The sequence below is a fragment of the Pelagerythrobacter marinus genome (assembly GCF_034375205.1).
GTDB classification, from domain to species: domain Bacteria; phylum Pseudomonadota; class Alphaproteobacteria; order Sphingomonadales; family Sphingomonadaceae; genus Pelagerythrobacter; species Pelagerythrobacter marinus.
On the sequence record NZ_CP139719.1, the window covers coordinates 1,809,622 to 1,826,784 of the forward strand.

The following is a 17,163-nucleotide window of genomic DNA, read 5'->3' on the forward strand; positions in this document are numbered from 1 at the left end:
GTCAGTCGACCTTCTTCATCACCAGGCTGGCATTGGTGCCGCCGAAGCCGAAGCTGTTGTTGAGCACGGCCCCGACCTCGCGCTTGCGCGCCGTGTGCGGCACGAGGTCCACGCCCTCGGTCCCCTCGTCCGGGTTGTCGAGGTTGAGCGTGGGCGGAACGATCTGGTCGCGAATGGCCAGGATGCAGAAAATGCTCTCCACCGCGCCTGCACCGCCCAGGAGGTGGCCGATGGCCGACTTGGTGCTCGACATCGATGCCCCGCCGAGATCTTCGCCGAGGACGCGCTTGACCGCGCCGAGTTCGATCGTGTCGGCCATTGTCGAGGTACCGTGCGCGTTGACGTAATCGATGTCCGTCGGCTGCAGCCCGGCCTTGTCGATCGCCATGCGCATGGCCAGCTCCGCGCCCTTGCCTTCGGGGTGCGGAGCGGTGACGTGATAGGCATCGCCCGAGAGGCCGTAGCCGACCACCTCGGCGTAGATCTTCGCCCCGCGCGCCTTTGCGTGCTCGTATTCCTCGAGCACGACGACGCCCGCGCCCTCGCCCATGACGAAGCCGTCACGGTCGCGGTCGTAGGGGCGGCTCGCCGCCTCGGGCCGGTCGTTCATGCTCATGTTCAATGCGCGCGCCTGGGCGAAGCCGGCCACGCCGAGCGGGTTGATCGTCGATTCCGCGCCGCCCGCCAGCATGACGTCGGCATCGCCGTCGCGGATCATCCGCGCGGCATCGCCGATCGAGTGGGCACCGGTCGAACAGGCCGTCACCACCGCGTGGTTGGGGCCCATCAGGCCATACTTGATCGACACCTGCCCGCTGATCAGGTTGATCAGCCGGCCATGCACGAAGTGCGGCGAGACCCGGCCCGGCCCGCGTTCGCTGAGGACGATGGATTCGCTCTCGATCCCCGGCAGGCCGCCGATCCCCGAACCGATCGAGACGCCGGTGCGCTGCTTCAGCGCCTCGTCCATCTCGTCCAGCCCGGCATCTTCGAGGGCCTGGCCCGCGGCGTCGATGCCATAGACGATGAAGGGATCGACCTGGCGCTGGATCTTGTGATCGACGCGCTTGTCGGGGTCGAAGCCCCACTCGTGATCCCTGGACTTCACCTCGCACGCGATCGTGCACTTCTGGTTGCTGGCATCGAAGCGGGTGATCGTGCCCGCCCCGCTTTTCCCCGCGATCAGGTTGGTCCAGGTCGTCTCGACATCACCGCCCAGCGGGGTGACGAGGCCCAGTCCGGTTACGACCACACGGCGCATCTGCATCTCCGAATATTCGAGTGTTCCCGCCAGATAGAGCAACAGGCCCAACCCGCCGGGGCTGAGCCTGCTCGTTCCCGCCTGTCGCGGGAAACCGATTCTCTCCGCCGCCACCTTCCGGCCGGCGATGCCGCCCGGGGAAAGGCCGGCGAAAGCGAACCTCCCGCCGGCTTAGCCTTTGTGTTCTTCGATGTACTTCGTCGCGTCGCCGACGGTGGTGATCTTCTCGGCCGCGTCGTCCGGGATTTCCACGCCGAACTCTTCTTCGAAAGCCATCACCAGCTCGACGATGTCGAGGCTGTCTGCGCCCAGGTCGTCGATGAAGCTTGCATCCTGCGTGACCTTGTCGGCCTCGACGCCCAGGTGCTCGACAACGATCTTCTGCACGCGGTCGGCGGTATCGCTCATGTTATGCCCTCTTGGATTGGGGGTTAGGAATTGGCTTTCGCCCTAATGAACGCCGGACCCGCTGGCAAGTGCCTGACATGCAAACACATGGCCGGGGCCGGGTTTGCGCTGTTCTACAACGGAATCGCCGCCGCGGGTGTCACGATGATGACAACGCGCCGGTTCTGGCTGCGGCCTTCCTCGGTATCGTTGCTCTCGATCGGATCGCTCTCGCCCAGGCCCAGGACCTGCATGGCCCCCGCGTCCATCCCGCCCGCTGCCAGCGCGCGCATGACGGTTTCGGCGCGGTCCTGCGACAGGGCCCGGTTATAGGCCTCCTCGCCCACGGAATCGGTGTGCCCTTCGATCCGCGCGCCCAGGATGCCGACGCCCGACAGGGCGGCCGCCATCTCCCCCAGCGCGACCCGCCGCTCGGGCACGAGATCCGAGCTGTCGAATTCGAACAGCAGCCGGTCCGGCAGGCCCAGCAGGTACCGGTCGCCTTCGCGGGTAAAGCCGGCCCGCTCCAGCGCCTCGACCTGGCTGGCGGTGTAGGGATCGGCCGGCACCGTCTGGCAGGCCGCCAGCAGCGCCAGGGCGGCCGCCACGAACAGAGCGCGCACGCCGCCGATGTCAGTTCGATTCGGCCAGGGCCTTGTGGGCATTTCGCTTCTCCCGATACATGCGCTGGTCCGCCAGGCGCAGGAGCTCGCGCCAGCCGTCCCCGTCGCGCGGATAGATCGCGCAGCCGACGCTGATGCTCAGCTGCCGTTCGCGGCGCAGCGCGAGGGTGAAAGGCTCGGCCATCCTCGCCCGGATCGCCTCGCAGACACGCTCCACCTCTTCCTCCTCGCCGGTCTCGTGCAGGACCACGGCGAATTCGTCCCCGCCGAACCGGTAGACATGGCCCCGCTCGCCCACTGCGTTCTGCAGCCGGTCGGCAATCGCGCACAGCACCATGTCGCCGACGTCGTGGCCGTACGTGTCGTTGATGTGCTTGAACTCGTCGCAGTCGAGATAGAGAACCGCGAAAGACATGCCTTCCTCGCGCGCGCGGCGGATCACCTGCTCGCTCTCGCGCTCGAACCGGCGGCGTCCGGCAAGGCCCGTCAGCGCGTCGTGCTCGGCCCGGCGCGCCAGCTCGACGTTTTCAGACAGCAGCGCCTGGTGCCAACTTTGCAGTTCCGCCAGCAAGGCATTGAAATCGCGCGCAAGACGGTCGATCTCGGCAATCCCGGAAACGCTGACGCGGCGCCCGAAGCTGCGGTCCGCCCGCACGGCATGGGCGATCTCGCCGACGTGTTCGAGCGGGGCGACGACCGCTTCTTCCAGCCGGCGGGCCAGGACGCGCGTGGCGATGATGGTCAGCCCCAGGCAGCACAGCCCGATGATGAAGCCCGTCGTGGCATAGCCGAGCGTGTCGGCCAGGCTGCCGCGGACGATCACCGCGCCGATCTCGCGCCCGTCGCTGGCCACCGGCACGACTTCCGCCCGGCCGCGAAGCACCTGGCCCAGCGCCCGCTCGAACGATCCGGCGAGACCGTCGTGCTCGTGCTCCCACGAAGCGAGCACGTCCCCCGCCTCGTCGATCACGGCGATCTGGCCGGCGGTACCGGCATTGCCGATCGTCTCGATCGTTTCCTGCACCGCCTCGCGGTCGCCGAACAGCACCGCCGGCTCGACCGCGTAGCTGACGGTGCGCGCGGTCAGCGCGGCGTTGGCGGTCGAATGGCTCCGGATCAAAACGACCCCGCTGATCGTCAGCGTCACGGCGGCGAGAATCACCGCCAGGATGACCAGCCGGAAATGCCCGCGCGCCAGGAGCTCGCGCAGCGGCAGGCCGTCGAGGCGCCGGGTTTCGCGCGCGCTCACCATCCCCCTCCCCGCGCCATGCCCATGCGCAGGACCCGCGGATCGATCCGCACCTGCGAGCGGGAAACGGCGTCGATATTGAGACGGAACGACAGCGAATCCGCCTCGAACAGCAGGCAGATCATTGCCCGGCTGCGGCAGGCGGGATCGTTCTCGGCCACCGTCAGCGTCGGCTTGTCGCGAAAGGCGGTCGTGATCGAACGTTGCTGCCCGATGGACATGCGCCCGATATAGACGATCTCGCACTGCGTTCCGATGACGGCCTGCGCGGTGACGACGGTCGTGGCGATCCCGGCCTCGCCGGCGAAGGCCGGGCTATCCAGCGCCTCGGCATGATCGGTCGGCTCGACCAGGCACAGGCGCAGCGGGTCGTGCGGCTCGGGCCAGTGGGTGTAACTGGCCAAGAGCGTCAGCATGCGCCCCACCGGCCGGGCATAAGGGTCCGCCTCGTTCGCGAGGGGCAGCCCGATCCGCACCAGCGGGGCGGCCTGGGCGGCCGGCGCGGCGAAGGTCGTCGCCAGCGCGGCCGCCAGCAGGGCGAACGCGGGCGCCAGCACGCGCCGCCAGCGTGCGCCGCCGCACGCAGATCGCGCGCGGGCGAATGCCCCGAACCCTGTCACGCCCCCCACGCCGGCCAGCTAGCGGCGGCTAAGGGGCGGAAAGCTGCGCGGCGGGCGCACGGGTCAGGAATCCCCGGCCCGGTCCACCCGCGTCGCCTCCGCCCCTTCGGGCTTCGGCGCATCGACCGTGCGGATATGGACATCGCGCAGCTGGCGCGGGCTGACGAGGCTCGGCGCGCCCATCATCAGGTCCTGCGCCCGCTGGTTGAGCGGGAAGGCGATCACCTCGCGAATGTTCGGCTCGTCCGCCAGCAGCATCACGATCCGGTCGATCCCGGGGGCGGAGCCACCGTGCGGCGGCGCGCCGAGCTTGAACGCCTCGATCATGCCCGAGAAATTCTCGTCGACATCGGCCTGGCTGTACCCCGCGATCTCGAAGGCCTTGTACATGATGTCCGGCCTGTGGTTCCGGATCGCGCCCGAGGACAGCTCGTAGCCGTTGCAGACGATGTCGTACTGCCACGCCTTGATCTCAAGCGGGTCCTGGTTCTCCAGCGCCTCCATTTCGCCCTGCGGCATCGAGAAGGGATTGTGGCTGAAGTCGATCTTCTTCAGTTCCTCGTCGTATTCGAACATCGGGAAATCGACGATCCAGCAGAACTTGAAGCAGCCTTCCTCGATCAGCCCCAGCTCCTCGGCCACGCGGGTGCGCGCAGCACCGGCGAGCTTGGCTGCGTCCTTCTCCTTGCCCGCGGCGAAGAACAGGCCGTCGTTCTCGCCCAGGCCCAGCTCGGCATAGAGCTTTTCCATGCCCTCGGTGCCGTGGTTCTTGGCGATCGGGCCGCCGAACTCGCCGCCCTTGCGGGTGACGTAGCCGAGACCGGCAAAGCCCTCGCGCCGCGCCCAGTCATTCATCTCGTCGAAGAACTTGCGGCTCTTCTCATGCGTGTTCGGCGCGGGGACGACGCGCACCCGGCCGCCGGAGCCGACGATCTTCTCGAACAGGCCGAAACCCGAAGTCTCGAAGTGGCCGGTGACGTCCGAGATGATCAGCGGGTTGCGCAGGTCGGGCTTGTCGGTGCCGTATTTCAGCATCGCCTCGGCGTAGGGAATGCGCGGGAACTCGCCCGCGGGCGTCACGCTCTTGCCGTTCGCGAATTCCTCGAACACGCCGGCCAGGACCGGCTCGATCGCCTGGAACACGTCTTCCTGCGTGACGAAGCTCATTTCGAAGTCGAGCTGGTAGAATTCGGGGCTGCGATCGGCGCGCAGGTCCTCGTCGCGGAAGCAGGGCGCGATCTGGAAATAGCGGTCGAAGCCGGCCACCATCAGCAGCTGCTTGAACATCTGCGGCGCCTGCGGAAGCGCGTAGAAACGGCCCGGATGCAGCCGGCTCGGCACGAGGTAGTCGCGCGCGCCCTCGGGGCTGGAAGCGCCCAGGATCGGGGTCTGGAACTCGGTGAAGCCCTGTGCCGTCATGCGCCGCCGGATCGAGGTGATCACCTGGCTGCGCAGCATGATGTTGCGGTGCATTGTCTCGCGCCGCAGGTCGACGAAGCGATACTTGAGACGGATCTCCTCGGGATAGTCCTGCTCGCCCGCCACCGGCAGCGGCAGTTCCTCGGCCCGGCTCTGGACGGTGACGCCGCGCGCAAACACCTCGATCTCCCCGGTCGGCAGGTTCGGGTTGGCCGTGCCTTCGGCGCGCGCCTTGACCGTGCCGTCGATGGTGACGACCGACTCCAGCTTCAGCCCTTCCAGTACCGGCAGCGCCTCGCTGTCCTCGTCGGCGACGATCTGGGTCATGCCGTAGTGATCGCGCAGGTCGACGAACAGCACGCCCCCGTGATCGCGCTTGCGATGGATCCAGCCCGACAGGCGAACCGTCTCGCCGACGTTCGCACCGGTCAGCTGTGCGCAGTTGTGGGTTCGATAGGCGTGCATCTAAATTCTTTCCATTTGCGGGGCTATGGCGCTAAGGGCGCGCCACCGAACGGCGCGCACGCGCATTGTCGCGCGCGCTAACAGGGCAAGCACGGGCCTTTGTCAAGGCGCGGCGCCGGCCCGAGAGGCGGTACTCCGCCCGACAACAGAAAAGACCTATGAAGATACACGACCTTATCACCACCACCGACGAACTCGCCGATCTGTGCGAACGCCTGGCACAGTCCGATTTCGTTTCGGTCGATACCGAATTCATGCGCGAGAACACCTACTGGCCGGAACTGTGCCTGGTGCAGATCGCCAACGAGAAGGAAGCCGCGGCGATCGACCCGCTGGCAGACGGCATCGACCTGTCCCCCCTGCTCGACCTGATGTGCGACAACGAGGACGTGCTGAAGGTCTTCCACGCCGGCGGACAGGACGTGGAGATCATCTACAATCTCACCGGCAAGACGCCGCACCCGATCTTCGACACGCAGATCGCGATGATGGCGATCAGCCAGTCGGAACAGATCGGCTATGCCAACCTGGTCGAAAGCTGGCTGGGAATCACGGTCGACAAGGGCGCGCGCTTCACCGACTGGAGCCGCCGCCCGCTGACCGCGCGGCAGATCGAATACGCGATCGGCGACGTCACGCACCTGTCGAAGATCTTTCCCAAGATCCTGCGCAAGCTGATCAAGACCGGCCGGGGCGAATGGCTCGACGCCGAGATGGAGAAGCTGGCCGACCCGGCGAACTATCGCAACGACGCCAGCGACGCCTGGCGGCGGATCCGACAGGCCGGGCGCAATCCCGCGGTCCTGGGCCGGCTGAAGGCGCTGGCCGCCTGGCGCGAGGGCGAAGCGCAGCACAAGAACATCCCGCGCGGGCGGATCATGCGCGACGAGACGCTGGCCGACATCGCCAGCCACCCGCCCAAGAAGCAGGGCGATCTCATCAAGGTGCGCGGCCTGTCGAATGCCTGGAAAGACAACGACATCGGCAAGCGGCTTATGAAAGTGCTCGAAAAGGCGGAACCGCTTCCGGCCGACGAGATGCCGGACAAGCCGAAGCGCGGCGCGCCGCTGGGCAAGGAAGGTGCGCTGGTGGCGGACCTGCTCAAGCTCCTGCTCAAGATCCGCACGCGCGAGATCGACGTGGCCGCCCGCCTCCTGACCCGGTCGGACGAGATGGAGGCGCTGGCCGCCGGCGTGCGCAGCCTGCCGGTGCTGGAAGGCTGGCGCTACGACGTCTTCGGGCGCGATGCGCTGGAACTGGTCGAAGGCAAGCTGGCCTTCGCGGTCAAGCGCGGGAAACTGCACATGACCCATATCGACGACATGGCCGGGGAACTGGCGGAGACGCAGGCGGCAGAGTGAGCACCTACCTCCCCACGATCAAGCAGCTCCAGTACCTCGTCGCCTTGCACGAGCATGGCCACTTCGGCCGCGCGGCGGAGGCGAGCTTCGTCTCGCAGTCCACCCTCTCTGCCGGGATCCGCGAGCTCGAATCGCTGCTCGGCGTCACGCTGGTGGAGCGCAGCCGGCGCGTGGTGCGTTTCACGACGCTGGGCGAGCAGGTGGTGGAAAAGGCGCATCGCCTGCTGCGCGAGGCGGAGGAACTGTCCGATCTCGTCCGCGCGAGCGGCAAGCCGCTTTCGGGCACGCTGCGGATGAGCGTGATCCCCACGATCGCCCCGTTCATGCTGCCCCGCATCCTGCCGCGACTGAAGAAGGAACGCCCCGACCTCAAGCTGTTCCTGCGCGAGGAAACCAGCCACGACGCGGTCGAGAGCCTGCACCACGGGCGGGTGGATTGCGTGCTCCTCGCCCTCCCCTTCGCCACCGGGGAAGTGGACAAGGCCCATATCGCCGACGATCGCCTGCACGTGGCCTTTCCCAAGGACGACCCGCGCGATCCCCCCGAAGTCGTCCACCCCTCGATGATCGACGAGGGGCGGCTCCTCCTGCTGGAGGACGGCCATTGCCTGAAGGAACACGCGCTGGCCGCCTGCAACCGGCCCGAACTGCGCGCCTCGGCGACGATGATCGGCACGTCGCTGCACACGCTGGTGCAGATGGTGGACAACGACCTGGGCCTGACGATGCTGCCCGAAATGGCCATCGATGCGGGTATATTGCACGATACTCAGGTCGTCGCCCGGCCGCTGAAGTCGCAGGCGGCAAGCCGCGAGATCGCCTTGATCTGGCGCAAGAATTCCCCCCGTAAGGCCGATTTCGAACTGCTCGCGCAGGAACTGCGCGCCGGTTGAATCCTCCCTCCCCGGGCGATCGGCGCCGGGCAGGCAGGGTATTGCTAACGAAATGTGGTAAAAGCTGTGGATAACTGATTCGCGAAGCGCCGGACGGGGGACTGCGCCGTGTGGAAAGAACTCGGACCTGACGGATGCAACGACGGCGCGGCGCCGCGCTGGACGGATGGCGAACATCCGCAGGTCGTGATGGCCGACGCGCTGGCCCACCCGCTTCCCGGCCACGTGATCGCCTTTGCCAACGAGAAAGGCGGAGTCGGGAAATCGACCCTGGCGTTCCACACCGCCGTTGCCCTGGCCCGCGCGGGCCACCGGGTGGTCGCGATCGATCTCGACCGCCGGCAATCGACGCTGGAAAGCAGCTTCGCCGCGCGCGAGGGAACGGCACGGGTCGTGGGCGTGGACCTGCCGATGCCGATGCACGCGGTGCTGAACCGCCACTGCGCGGCCCAGCTGCAGCAGGAAGTCGCCCGGCTCGACGCGCGGGCCGACTACGTCGTGCTCGACGCGCCGGGTGCCGATTGCCCGATCTTCCGCCGCGCGGTGGCGCTGGCGCATACGCTCGTCACCCCGATCAACCCCTCGTTCGTCGATCTCCAGGTGATCGGCCGGATCGATCCCGTCTCCGGCCGCCCGGGCCCCGCCAGCGCGTTCGGCCGCACGGTCGCCGCCCTGCGGGAGGAACGGCGCGGGCGCGAGCTTGCCCCGCTGGACTGGATCGTCGCGAAGAACCGCGTCCGCAGCTGCGAACGGCGGCAGATCGACCGGATCGACAGCGCGCTTTCCGCGCTTGCCGGCCACCACGAGTTTCGCGTGGCGTGCGGATTGTCGGAACGGGTCGCCTTTCGCGAGCTGTTCCAGTTCGGCCTGACGCACCTCGACCTGCCGCAGCTGCCCGACATGACACGCGCCAGCCGGACGACGACGGCGGAGATCGAGGAGCTGATCGACGACCTGCTGGGGGCCGATCGCCGTGGTCCCGGCCGCTCCCGGCGCGCTGCCGCGACGCCGGTGCGCACTTCGGGCCGGGCCCGTGCCGCCTATCGCGAGGCACTGGCCGCCGCGACGGGCGCCGTCAGTCCATGTGCCTGAGGCCGACGCGCAGGTAGTCCCACCCGGTTATCAGCGTCAGCACCGCCGCCGTCCACAAGGTCGCGATCCCGACCAGGTGCGGCACGTTGAACACCGCCCCGCCCAGCCCCATCGTCCAGCCCGGCAGCGCCCCGGCCAGGATCAGCGCGCCGAGCGAGATCATCTGCGCGGCCGTTTTCCACTTGGCGAGCTTGCTGACCGGGACCGAGACCTGGAGCGGCCCGAGAAACTCGCGCAGGCCCGAGACGGCAATTTCACGCATCAGGATCACGAGACCCGCGATAACGTGGAAATCGCCCGCCACCGGCCCGCGCAGCCAGCCCTGGGCGGTCAGCACCAGGATGACCGCGGCGACCATGATCTTGTCGGCGATCGGGTCGAGGAAGACGCCCAGCTTCGAAACCGTCCCGCTCGCCCGGGCTAGGTAGCCGTCGAAATAGTCGGTGATCCCCATCAGGCAGTAGAGCGCGAAGGCGAGCGAATAGCCGAACGCCCAGCCCGGCCACCACAGCAGGAAGACCAGCAGGGGGATCGTGACGATCCGCGACAGCGTGAGGATATTGGGCAGGTTCAGCACGGCCCCTCTCTCCTAGCGCGTGTGCCGTTCGGGCAAAAGCCGCGGATTTGCCCTTGTCCGCATTCTCGCGTGCGTTACACGGTCCGTGGACTGGGTTAAGGGCGCACGGAACCTGCATGACAACCTCGACGCACATCCTGCGCCGCCGCCGGTTCCTGCCGCTGTTCGTGACGCAGCTGTTCAACGCCTTCAACGACAACCTCTACAAGACCGCGATGGTGCTGTTCGTGGTCTACAGCATCTACAATTCGGAGGCGGAGGAGGCGATGTTCAGCGCCGTCGCCTCGGGCGTTTTCATCGTGCCCTTCTTCGTCCTTTCCGCGCTCGCGGGGCAACTCGCCGACATGCGCGACAAGGCACGGATCATCCGGATCGTGAAAGGGTGCGAGATCGGGATCATGCTGGTCGGCGCGGCCGGGCTGCTGATCGCCTGGCAGGACGTCGAATGCGCGACCGGCGCCGGGGCCGCCTGCCTGACGGCCCCGCCCCCGCTGCTGGCGCAGAGCGCGATCCCGCTACTGCTCGCCGCGCTATTCGCAATGGGCGTCCACTCGACATTCCTCGGGCCGATCAAGTACGCGATCCTGCCCCAGCACCTGCATTCCGACGAAGTGCTCGCCGGGACCGGGTTGGTCGAGGCGGGCACCTATCTCGCCATCCTCTTCGGCACGATTCTGGCCGGGTGGATCCCGGTCGAAGTCGCCGCCGCGGTCGTCGTCGGGATCGCCGTGCTCGGCTTCATCACCGCGCAGTTCGTGCCGCCCGCCCCGCCCCAGGGGGACAGCAACGAGCTGGACTTTCCCCTGCTCGGCCCGCTCGGCCGCTCGGGGCACGGCAAGGCGACCAAGGCGGCGGCCTTCCTGCCCACGCTTGTCGCCGACCAGCTCGTGTCGATGTTCAAGCTCGTGCGGTCCACCACCCATGATCGGCGCGTGTTCCTCGCGATCATGGCAATCAGCTTCTTCTGGACGATCGGCGCGGTCCTGTTCATCCAGTTCCCGCCCCTGGCGAAGAACGTGCTGACCGCGAGCAAGGAAGTCGCCAGCCTGTTCCTGGTGATCTTCTCCGTCGGCGTGGCGATCGGGTCGGTTTCGGTCAACGCCCTGCTCAAGGGCACGGTATCGGCGCGTTTCTCGCCCCTGTCGGTGATCGTCATGGCGCTGTTCGTGCTGGCGTTCTACCTCGTCTGCCGCGCCTGGACGCCGGCGCCGGGCGATACGCTGATGGACGTCGGCCAGTTCATGGGGCAGCCGCTGGCGATCGCCCTTCTGTTCTGCCTGCTGGGCATTGCGGTCGCCGGCGGGATGTTCGTCGTGCCGCTCTACGCCTTCCTCACCACTTTCGTGCCCAAGACGCAGACCGCGCGCACGATCGCGGCCAACAATATCGTGAACTCGGGCGCGATGGTCGCCGGTGCGGTGCTGGCAATGGGGCTCAGCGCGGCGGAGGTCGCGATTGCCGACCAGCTCCTGCTCAGCGCGGCGATGTGCCTCGTATCGAGCTGGCTCGGCAAGAAGCTCTACGACGCGGAAAAAGCGGCCCCGGCGGGCTAACGCACCACGTCAGGCGATGAACGCCACGATCCCGACCACGCAGGCGACGTAAGCGGAAGCGAACCCGCGCATGTCGGCCAGCGTCACGCGCCAGCCCGATTGCGTGGCCGCCTTGCCATCTTCGACGGCGCAGACATGGGGCGGCAGGCTGGCCCGGAACGGGTGCCGGGCGGCTTCATCGGTAAGGACAAGGCAACGACGCATGATGCATGCGTTAACACTTCGGTAACCATTTTGCTCCCGCCCGATGCAAACTGTCGCATGGCGAGACAGTTTGCCGGTCCCGCCCCCGGTCGCGGCCCGATGGCCCGCAACGCGAAAAAAGGGGCTCGCAATGCAAAAGGGCCGCCCTTGCAGGCGGCCCTTTCGTCGTCTCGTGGTCGGTCGAGGATCAGACCTTGTCGCCGGTCGCGCCCTTGACTTCGCCCTTGAGGTTCTGGGCTTCGCCCTTGCGCTCCTGCGCCTTGCCTTCTTCGTCGAGGCGCGGATTGCCGCTGAATTCGGCGGCCGCCTGCTTGGCGTTGCCCGCGACTTCGTTGCCCATGCCCTTGGCCTTGTCCTTCAGTTCGCCCATTGCGATTCTCCTCGTGTCTGAGCGGCAGGCGGGACGCCTGCCTTTCGCAGATTCAACGAGGATAGCCGCCGCCGGTTCCGCCACCGGCGCGAGCAGGTGCCTGATTTTCCGGCGATTCAGTCGGCCAGGATCCGCGCCGGGGCCTCGATCAGCCGCTTCAGCGCCTGGACGAAGCTGGCGGCGTCCCAGCCATCGACCACCCGGTGATCGCAACTGATCGAGATGTTCATCAGCTTGCGCTTCTCCAGCCGTTCGCCGCCCAGCCCGTCGGGCACGAACATCGGCCGTTCCACGATCCGGTTGGGCCCGATGATCGCGACCTCGGGCCGGTTGATGACCGGCGTGGTCGCGACCCCGCCCAGCGGCCCGAGCGAAGTGACGGTGAGCGTCGAACCGGAAAGCTCGTCCGACGTGGCCGAGCCGTCGCGCGCGGCATTGGCGAGCCGCAGGATCTCGCGCGCGAGCTGCCACAGGTTGCGCGACTGGGCATCGCGGATGACCGGGACCATCAGGCCCTTGTCGGTCTGCGTGGCCATGCCCAGGTGCACGGAACCGTGCCGGGTGACGACCCCGGCCGCGTCGTCGTAACGCGCGTTGATCATCGGGAAATCGGGCAGGGTCCTGCAGATCGCCGTGATCAGCAGCGGCAGCATCGTCAGCTTCGGCCGGTCGCCCCGCTCCGCGTTGAGGTCGGCGCGCAGCCGCTCGAGATCGGTAACGTCGCATTCCTCGACATAGGAGAAATGCGGAATGTTGCGCTTCGCCTCGGCCATGTTCTGGGCGATGCGCTTGCGCAGCCCGATCACCTTGACCTCTTCGTCGGCCCGCGCGCGCCCGGCCGCGCCGAAACCGCCGGCGCGGTTGTAGGAAAGGAACGCGTCGAGATCGGCGTGGCGCACCCGCCCGTCGGCCGCCGGCTTCACTTCGGCAAGGTCGATCCCCAGGTCCTTCGCCCGCTGGCGGACCGCCGGCGATGCCAGCACTTTCGCCGGCCTCGGCGCCGACGCATCGCCCGCGTCCCGCCCACTGCCCTGCGCCCCGGCTTCGCCAACCGGTTCGGCCGGCGGCTCGGGGGCGGAAGGCGGCGCGGCGGCCGCGGCGTCTTCGGCGTCGCTGGGATCGGGCGTTTCCACCTCGATCCGCGTTTCCGATTCCCCGGCCTTGGGCGCGGGGGCCGGTTCGGTCCCCCCTTCCGCGTCTTCTTCCGCGTCTTCGGGCACTTCGCCTTCGACTTCGATGACGACGAGCATCGATCCGATGGCGATCGTGTCGCCCACCTCGCCGGCCACCTCGATCACTTTGCCCGCCACCGGGCTTTCCATCTCGACCGTGGCCTTGTCGGTCATCATGTCGGCCAGTCGGTCGTCTTCCTCGACCGTGTCGCCGACCTTGACGTGCCAGTCCACGATCTCGGCTTCGGCAATGCCTTCGCCGATGTCGGGCAGGTTGAAGGTGAATTTCGCCATGGGATTACTCGCTCAAGAGCTTGTCGATCGCTTCGCCGATGCGGATGGGGCCGGGGAAATAGGCCCATTCGAGGCTATGCGGATAAGGGGTGTCGAAACCGGTCACGCGCTCGACCGGGGCTTCGAGGTGATAGAAGCAGCGTTCGGTCACGAGCGCCGAGAGCTCGGCGCCGAAGCCCGACGTGCGGGTCGCCTCGTGGACGATCAGGCACCGGCCCGTTTTCTCGACCGAGCGTTCGATCGCCTCGATGTCCAGCGGCACCAGCGTGCGCAGGTCGAGGATCTCGGCATCGACGCCTTTCTCGCGGCAGACCGATTCGGCGACGTGGACCATCGTGCCGTAAGCGAGCACGGTCAGCGCCTCCCCCTCGGTCACCGTGCGCGCTTCGCCCAGCGGGATCCGGTAGTATCCTTCGGGCACGACGCTCTGCGCGTGGCGTTTCCACGGCTCGGCAGGCTTGTCGTAGTATCCGCTGAAGGGCCCGTTGTAGATCCGCTTCGGTTCGAAGAAGATCACCGGGTCGTTGTCCTCGATCGACGCGATCAGCAGGCCTTTCGCGTCGTAGGGCGTGGACGGGATCACCGTCTTCAGCCCCGAGACGTGGGTGAACAGCGCCTCCGGGCTCTGGCTGTGCGTCTGCCCGCCGAAGATCCCGCCGCCGAAGGGCGAGCGCACCGTCATCGGCGCGATATATTCGGTCGCGGAGCGATAGCGCAGGCGGGCCGCTTCCGACACGAGCTGGTCGAGCCCGGGGTAGATATAGTCCGCGAACTGGATTTCCGGCACCGGGCGCAGGCCATAGGCGCCCATGCCCACGGCCACGCCGATGATCCCGCATTCGGAGATCGGGGTGTCGAACACCCGCGTCTTGCCATGTTTCTTCTGCAGGCCGGCGGTGCAGCGGAACACGCCGCCGAAATAGCCGACGTCCTCGCCCATGACGATGACGTCGGGATCCTTCTCCAGCATGATGTCGAGCGCGTCGTTGATCGCCTCGATCATGTTGAGACGCCGTTCGCCGCCGTTGTCGGCCGCGGCCTGCGCCTTCGTCTCGGTGCTCATTGCGGGCGCCCCCCGTTGAACTTGATCAACCGCTCGCGCGTCGCCTGTTCGGCCTGTTCCTTCAGGTGCCAGGGCAGCTCCTCGAACACGTCTTCGAACATCGTCCGGAAGGGCTGGTGCATCCCGTGGCCCAGGATGCCGTTCTTCTCGGCCTCCTTGGTCGCGGCCTTGACCCGTTCGGCCGCCTTGCGGTCCATCTCCGCCTGGCGATTCTCGTCCCATTCGCCCAGCGCGATCAGGTGGTCCTTCAGCCGGGTGACCGGATCGCCGAGCGGCCATTCGTCGCGTTCCTGCGCGCTGCGATAGCCGGCGGGATCGTCGGAGGTGGAATGGCCTTCGGCGCGATAGGTGAAATACTCGATCAGGGTCGGCCCGGCATTGGCCCGCGCGCGATTGGCGGCCCAGCGCTGCGCGGCATAGACCGCCAGCGCGTCGTTCCCGTCCACCCTGAGGCCCGCGAGGCCATAGCCCAGCGCGCGGGCGGCAAAGGTCGTCCGCTCGGCCCCGGCGAATCCGGAGAAGCTGGAGATCGCCCACTGGTTGTTGATAACGTTGAGGATAACCGGGGCATTATAGACGGTGGCGAACGTACAGGCGCTGTGGAAATCGCCTTCGGCCGTGCTGCCTTCGCCCACCCAGGTCGCCGCGATCCGGGTGTCGCCCTTGATCGCGCTGGCCATGGCCCAGCCCACCGCCTGCGGGGTCTGCGTGGCGAGGTTGCCGCTGATCGAGAAGAAGCTGTGCTCCCGGCTCGAATACATGATCGGGAGCTGGCGGCCCTTCAGCTTGTCGCCCTTGTTCGAATAGATCTGGTTGATCATCTCGACCAGGTCGTAACCGCGCGCGATCAGCACGCCCTGCTGGCGATAGCTGGGGAAGACCATGTCGTCGCTCGCCAGCGCCATCGCCGCCGCGACCGAGGTTGCCTCTTCCCCCGTGCACTTCATGTAGAAGCTGGTCTTGCCCTGGCGCTGGCCGCGGAACATGCGCTCGTCGAATGCCCGCACGAGCGCGAAATGCCCCAGCATCGTGCGCAGCGTTTCGGGATCGAGCTTCGGATCCCAGGGGCCATGGGCCTTGTCGTCGTCGCCCAGGACCCGGATCAGGTCGTAACAGAGCCCCTCGGTCTCGCGGGCGTCGCAGGCCTCGTCCGGCCGCGGCTGCTTGCCGGCCTCGCTGATCGGGACGTGGCTGAAATCGACGGTGTCGCCGGGGCGGAACTTCGGTTCGGGAACGTGGAGGCGCAGCGCGGGCTTGTTCGCACCTGCTTCGCTGTCCGCGTCGGGCCTGTCGGCCATAGGGTTTTCTCCCAGAGCGTGAGATGCATTCCAGCGTGAGACGCATTCTTTTACGTGTGCGTTATTTTATTTCACGCCGCGGGAGGGGTCAAGCTTTCCCGTCTCAGACCGCCACCGGCGCCCTGATCGGCGCGAGCGGCGCGTAGTCGCGCACCTCGAAATCCTCGATCCGGTAACCGAAAACACTCTCCGGCCGCCGCATTATCTCAAGCCGCGGGCGGCCCTGCGGTTCCCTTGCCAGCTGTTCCTCGATCAGGTGGCTGTGATTCAGGTAGAGGTGCACGTCGCCCCCCATCCACACGAATTCGCCCGGCTCCAGGTCCACCTGCTGCGCGAGCATGCGCTGCAAGAGCGCGCCCGACCACAAGTTGAACGGCAGGCCCAGGGCGACGTCGCAGCTGCGCTGGTAAAGCGCGCAGTTGAGCCGCCCGTCGGCGACGTGGAACTGGTAGGTCTTGTGGCACGGCGGCAGGGCCATGCGATCCAGCTCGGCGATGTTCCACCCCTCGATGATATGGCGCCGGCTGCCCGGATCGTGGCGCAGCGATTCGACCACTTGCGCGACCTGGTTGATGCCGGGCCCGGGTTCGTAGAGCCCGTCCTTGCGATAGCGCCAGGTCGGCCAGTCCACCCATTGCTTGCCATAGACCGGGCCGAGATCGCCCCACCGCTCTGCAAAGGCCTCGTCCTCGGCGATGCGGGTGACGAAATCGTCGAGCGCGATCTGCTCGCCCGTCTCGCGCACGTAGCGCGCGTGCGGCCACTCGTTCCAGATCTTCACGCCCTGCAGCACCAGCGGGCGGATATTGGTCTCGCCGGTCAGGAACCACAGCATCTCGCGCGTGGCGGTCTTCCAGTAGACCCGCTTGGTCGTCAGCAGCGGCATGGCCCCGCCGGCAAGATCGAATCGCAGCGTGGCGCCGAAGATCGACCGGGTGCCGATCCCGGTACGGTCGACCCGTTCGCTGCCCTCGGACCAGATGCGCCGCATCAGGTCGAGATATTGCCACTCCGGGTGATCGCGGGCGGAAGAATCGGCGGGAATCGCGGCACTGGCCATGACTTTTCCCTAGACCTGCAAATGCCCGCTTGCCACCCCGCGTCACGCTCCCTATAGGGCGCGCCTTGCCTCGACCCGCACGGGCTTGCCCGGGCGGGACCGACACGGTCGGGGAGTAGCTCAGCCTGGTAGAGCACTGTCTTCGGGAGGCAGGGGCCGGAGGTTCGAATCCTCTCTCCCCGACCAGTTTTCCGCGCTACGC

The 17,163-nt window shown here is 67.4% G+C and carries 17 protein-coding genes and 1 tRNA gene; 5 read left to right on the forward strand and 13 right to left on the reverse strand.

The genetic code is table 11. The features are described from left to right. Nucleotide 1: 1 nt before the first annotated feature. The 6 genes from fabF to aspS all read right to left on the reverse strand — a co-directional run bounded on the left by fabF (nt 2) and on the right by aspS (nt 6,024). Nucleotides 2–1,261, reverse strand: a complete 1,260-nt coding sequence (gene fabF / locus T8T98_RS08820; RefSeq protein ID WP_251105968.1) for a beta-ketoacyl-ACP synthase II — start codon at nt 1,259–1,261, stop codon at nt 2–4. Nucleotides 1,262–1,432: 171 nt separating this feature from the next. Next, nucleotides 1,433–1,669, reverse strand: coding sequence for an acyl carrier protein (locus T8T98_RS08825; protein WP_047805955.1), 237 nt, complete (start codon nt 1,667–1,669; stop codon nt 1,433–1,435). A gap of 113 nt (nt 1,670–1,782) precedes the next feature. Then, the gene (locus T8T98_RS08830) at nt 1,783–2,271 is read right to left on the reverse strand and encodes an OmpA family protein (RefSeq protein WP_251105469.1); all 489 of its coding nucleotides are present in this window, start codon (nt 2,269–2,271) and stop codon (nt 1,783–1,785) included. Nucleotides 2,272–2,281: 10 nt separating this feature from the next. Further along, a complete protein-coding gene (locus T8T98_RS08835) occupies nt 2,282–3,523 on the reverse strand; it encodes a diguanylate cyclase domain-containing protein (RefSeq protein ID WP_251105468.1) in 1,242 nt (413 codons plus the stop codon). Continuing rightward, a complete protein-coding gene (locus T8T98_RS08840) occupies nt 3,517–4,077 on the reverse strand; it encodes a YfiR family protein (protein WP_251105467.1) in 561 nt (186 codons plus the stop codon). The genes T8T98_RS08835 and T8T98_RS08840 overlap by 7 nt, the downstream gene beginning before the upstream one ends. Before the next feature lie 126 nt (nt 4,078–4,203). After that, entirely contained in the window at nt 4,204–6,024 is a 1,821-nt protein-coding gene (gene aspS / locus T8T98_RS08845) for an aspartate--tRNA ligase (protein ID WP_160733038.1), read from the reverse strand. Nucleotides 6,025–6,182: 158 nt separating this feature from the next. Between aspS and rnd the strand changes: the two genes are divergently transcribed. The 3 genes from rnd to T8T98_RS08860 all read left to right on the forward strand — a co-directional run bounded on the left by rnd (nt 6,183) and on the right by T8T98_RS08860 (nt 9,370). Further along, nucleotides 6,183–7,385 carry a ribonuclease D gene (rnd, locus tag T8T98_RS08850; RefSeq protein WP_251105466.1) on the forward strand — a complete coding sequence of 401 codons (1,203 nt, stop codon included), beginning with the start codon at nt 6,183–6,185 and terminating at the stop codon, nt 7,383–7,385. Further along, nucleotides 7,382–8,278, forward strand: a complete 897-nt coding sequence (locus T8T98_RS08855) for a hydrogen peroxide-inducible genes activator (protein WP_160733040.1) — start codon at nt 7,382–7,384, stop codon at nt 8,276–8,278. The genes rnd and T8T98_RS08855 overlap by 4 nt, the downstream gene beginning before the upstream one ends. A gap of 108 nt (nt 8,279–8,386) precedes the next feature. Next, complete coding sequence (locus T8T98_RS08860; protein ID WP_251105465.1) at nt 8,387–9,370, forward strand: division plane positioning ATPase MipZ; 984 nt, start codon at nt 8,387–8,389, stop codon at nt 9,368–9,370. On the opposite strand, the gene pgsA is transcribed toward T8T98_RS08860, so the two are convergent. Continuing rightward, on the reverse strand, nt 9,354–9,947 hold the full coding sequence (pgsA, locus tag T8T98_RS08865) for a CDP-diacylglycerol--glycerol-3-phosphate 3-phosphatidyltransferase (RefSeq protein ID WP_160733041.1): 594 nt from the start codon (nt 9,945–9,947) through the stop codon (nt 9,354–9,356). The genes T8T98_RS08860 and pgsA overlap by 17 nt on opposite strands. Before the next feature lie 116 nt (nt 9,948–10,063). Between pgsA and T8T98_RS08870 the strand changes: the two genes are divergently transcribed. After that, on the forward strand, nt 10,064–11,500 hold the full coding sequence (locus tag T8T98_RS08870; protein WP_251105464.1) for an MFS transporter: 1,437 nt from the start codon (nt 10,064–10,066) through the stop codon (nt 11,498–11,500). A 9-nt stretch (nt 11,501–11,509) separates the two neighbouring features. Here T8T98_RS08870 and T8T98_RS08875 read toward each other — a convergent pair whose 3' ends face one another. The 6 genes from T8T98_RS08875 to thyA form a co-directional block, all read right to left on the reverse strand. Then, nucleotides 11,510–11,704 (reverse strand): hypothetical protein, encoded by a 195-nt coding sequence (locus T8T98_RS08875; RefSeq protein ID WP_251105463.1) that lies wholly within the window; start codon nt 11,702–11,704, stop codon nt 11,510–11,512. A 187-nt stretch (nt 11,705–11,891) separates the two neighbouring features. After that, complete coding sequence (locus tag T8T98_RS08880; RefSeq protein ID WP_160733044.1) at nt 11,892–12,074, reverse strand: CsbD family protein; 183 nt, start codon at nt 12,072–12,074, stop codon at nt 11,892–11,894. Between the two features lie 116 nt (nt 12,075–12,190). After that, the gene (locus tag T8T98_RS08885; protein ID WP_251105462.1) at nt 12,191–13,540 is read right to left on the reverse strand and encodes a dihydrolipoamide acetyltransferase family protein; all 1,350 of its coding nucleotides are present in this window, start codon (nt 13,538–13,540) and stop codon (nt 12,191–12,193) included. Between the two features lie 4 nt (nt 13,541–13,544). Next, nucleotides 13,545–14,603, reverse strand: coding sequence for an alpha-ketoacid dehydrogenase subunit beta (locus T8T98_RS08890; RefSeq protein ID WP_251105461.1), 1,059 nt, complete (start codon nt 14,601–14,603; stop codon nt 13,545–13,547). Next, on the reverse strand, nt 14,600–15,901 hold the full coding sequence (locus tag T8T98_RS08895; protein ID WP_251105460.1) for a 3-methyl-2-oxobutanoate dehydrogenase (2-methylpropanoyl-transferring) subunit alpha: 1,302 nt from the start codon (nt 15,899–15,901) through the stop codon (nt 14,600–14,602). Before T8T98_RS08895 ends, T8T98_RS08890 begins: the two co-directional genes overlap by 4 nt. 103 nt (nt 15,902–16,004) lie before the next feature. Beyond that, complete coding sequence (thyA, locus tag T8T98_RS08900) at nt 16,005–16,961, reverse strand: thymidylate synthase (RefSeq protein WP_251105459.1); 957 nt, start codon at nt 16,959–16,961, stop codon at nt 16,005–16,007. Nucleotides 16,962–17,070: 109 nt separating this feature from the next. On the opposite strand from thyA, the gene T8T98_RS08905 reads away from it, so the two are divergent. Then, nucleotides 17,071–17,147 (forward strand) — tRNA-Pro (locus tag T8T98_RS08905). Nucleotides 17,148–17,163 lie beyond the last annotated feature (16 nt).

What these genes read in the sequence shown, in the direction of transcription:
- fabF (WP_251105968.1), bottom strand. Translation starts at nt 1,261, where the DNA reads ATGCGCCGTGTGGTCGTAACCGGACTGGGCCTCGTCACCCCGCTGGGC.
- T8T98_RS08825 (WP_047805955.1), bottom strand. Translation starts at nt 1,669, where the DNA reads ATGAGCGATACCGCCGACCGCGTGCAGAAGATCGTTGTCGAGCACCTG.
- T8T98_RS08835 (WP_251105468.1), bottom strand. Translation starts at nt 3,523, where the DNA reads ATGGTGAGCGCGCGCGAAACCCGGCGCCTCGACGGCCTGCCGCTGCGC.
- aspS (WP_160733038.1), bottom strand. Translation starts at nt 6,024, where the DNA reads ATGCACGCCTATCGAACCCACAACTGCGCACAGCTGACCGGTGCGAAC.
- rnd (WP_251105466.1), top strand. Translation starts at nt 6,183, where the DNA reads ATGAAGATACACGACCTTATCACCACCACCGACGAACTCGCCGATCTG.
- T8T98_RS08870 (WP_251105464.1), top strand. Translation starts at nt 10,064, where the DNA reads ATGACAACCTCGACGCACATCCTGCGCCGCCGCCGGTTCCTGCCGCTG.
- T8T98_RS08875 (WP_251105463.1), bottom strand. Translation starts at nt 11,704, where the DNA reads ATGCGTCGTTGCCTTGTCCTTACCGATGAAGCCGCCCGGCACCCGTTC.
- T8T98_RS08880 (WP_160733044.1), bottom strand. Translation starts at nt 12,074, where the DNA reads ATGGGCGAACTGAAGGACAAGGCCAAGGGCATGGGCAACGAAGTCGCG.
- T8T98_RS08885 (WP_251105462.1), bottom strand. Translation starts at nt 13,540, where the DNA reads ATGGCGAAATTCACCTTCAACCTGCCCGACATCGGCGAAGGCATTGCC.
- T8T98_RS08890 (WP_251105461.1), bottom strand. Translation starts at nt 14,603, where the DNA reads ATGAGCACCGAGACGAAGGCGCAGGCCGCGGCCGACAACGGCGGCGAA.
- T8T98_RS08895 (WP_251105460.1), bottom strand. Translation starts at nt 15,901, where the DNA reads ATGGCCGACAGGCCCGACGCGGACAGCGAAGCAGGTGCGAACAAGCCC.
- thyA (WP_251105459.1), bottom strand. Translation starts at nt 16,961, where the DNA reads ATGGCCAGTGCCGCGATTCCCGCCGATTCTTCCGCCCGCGATCACCCG.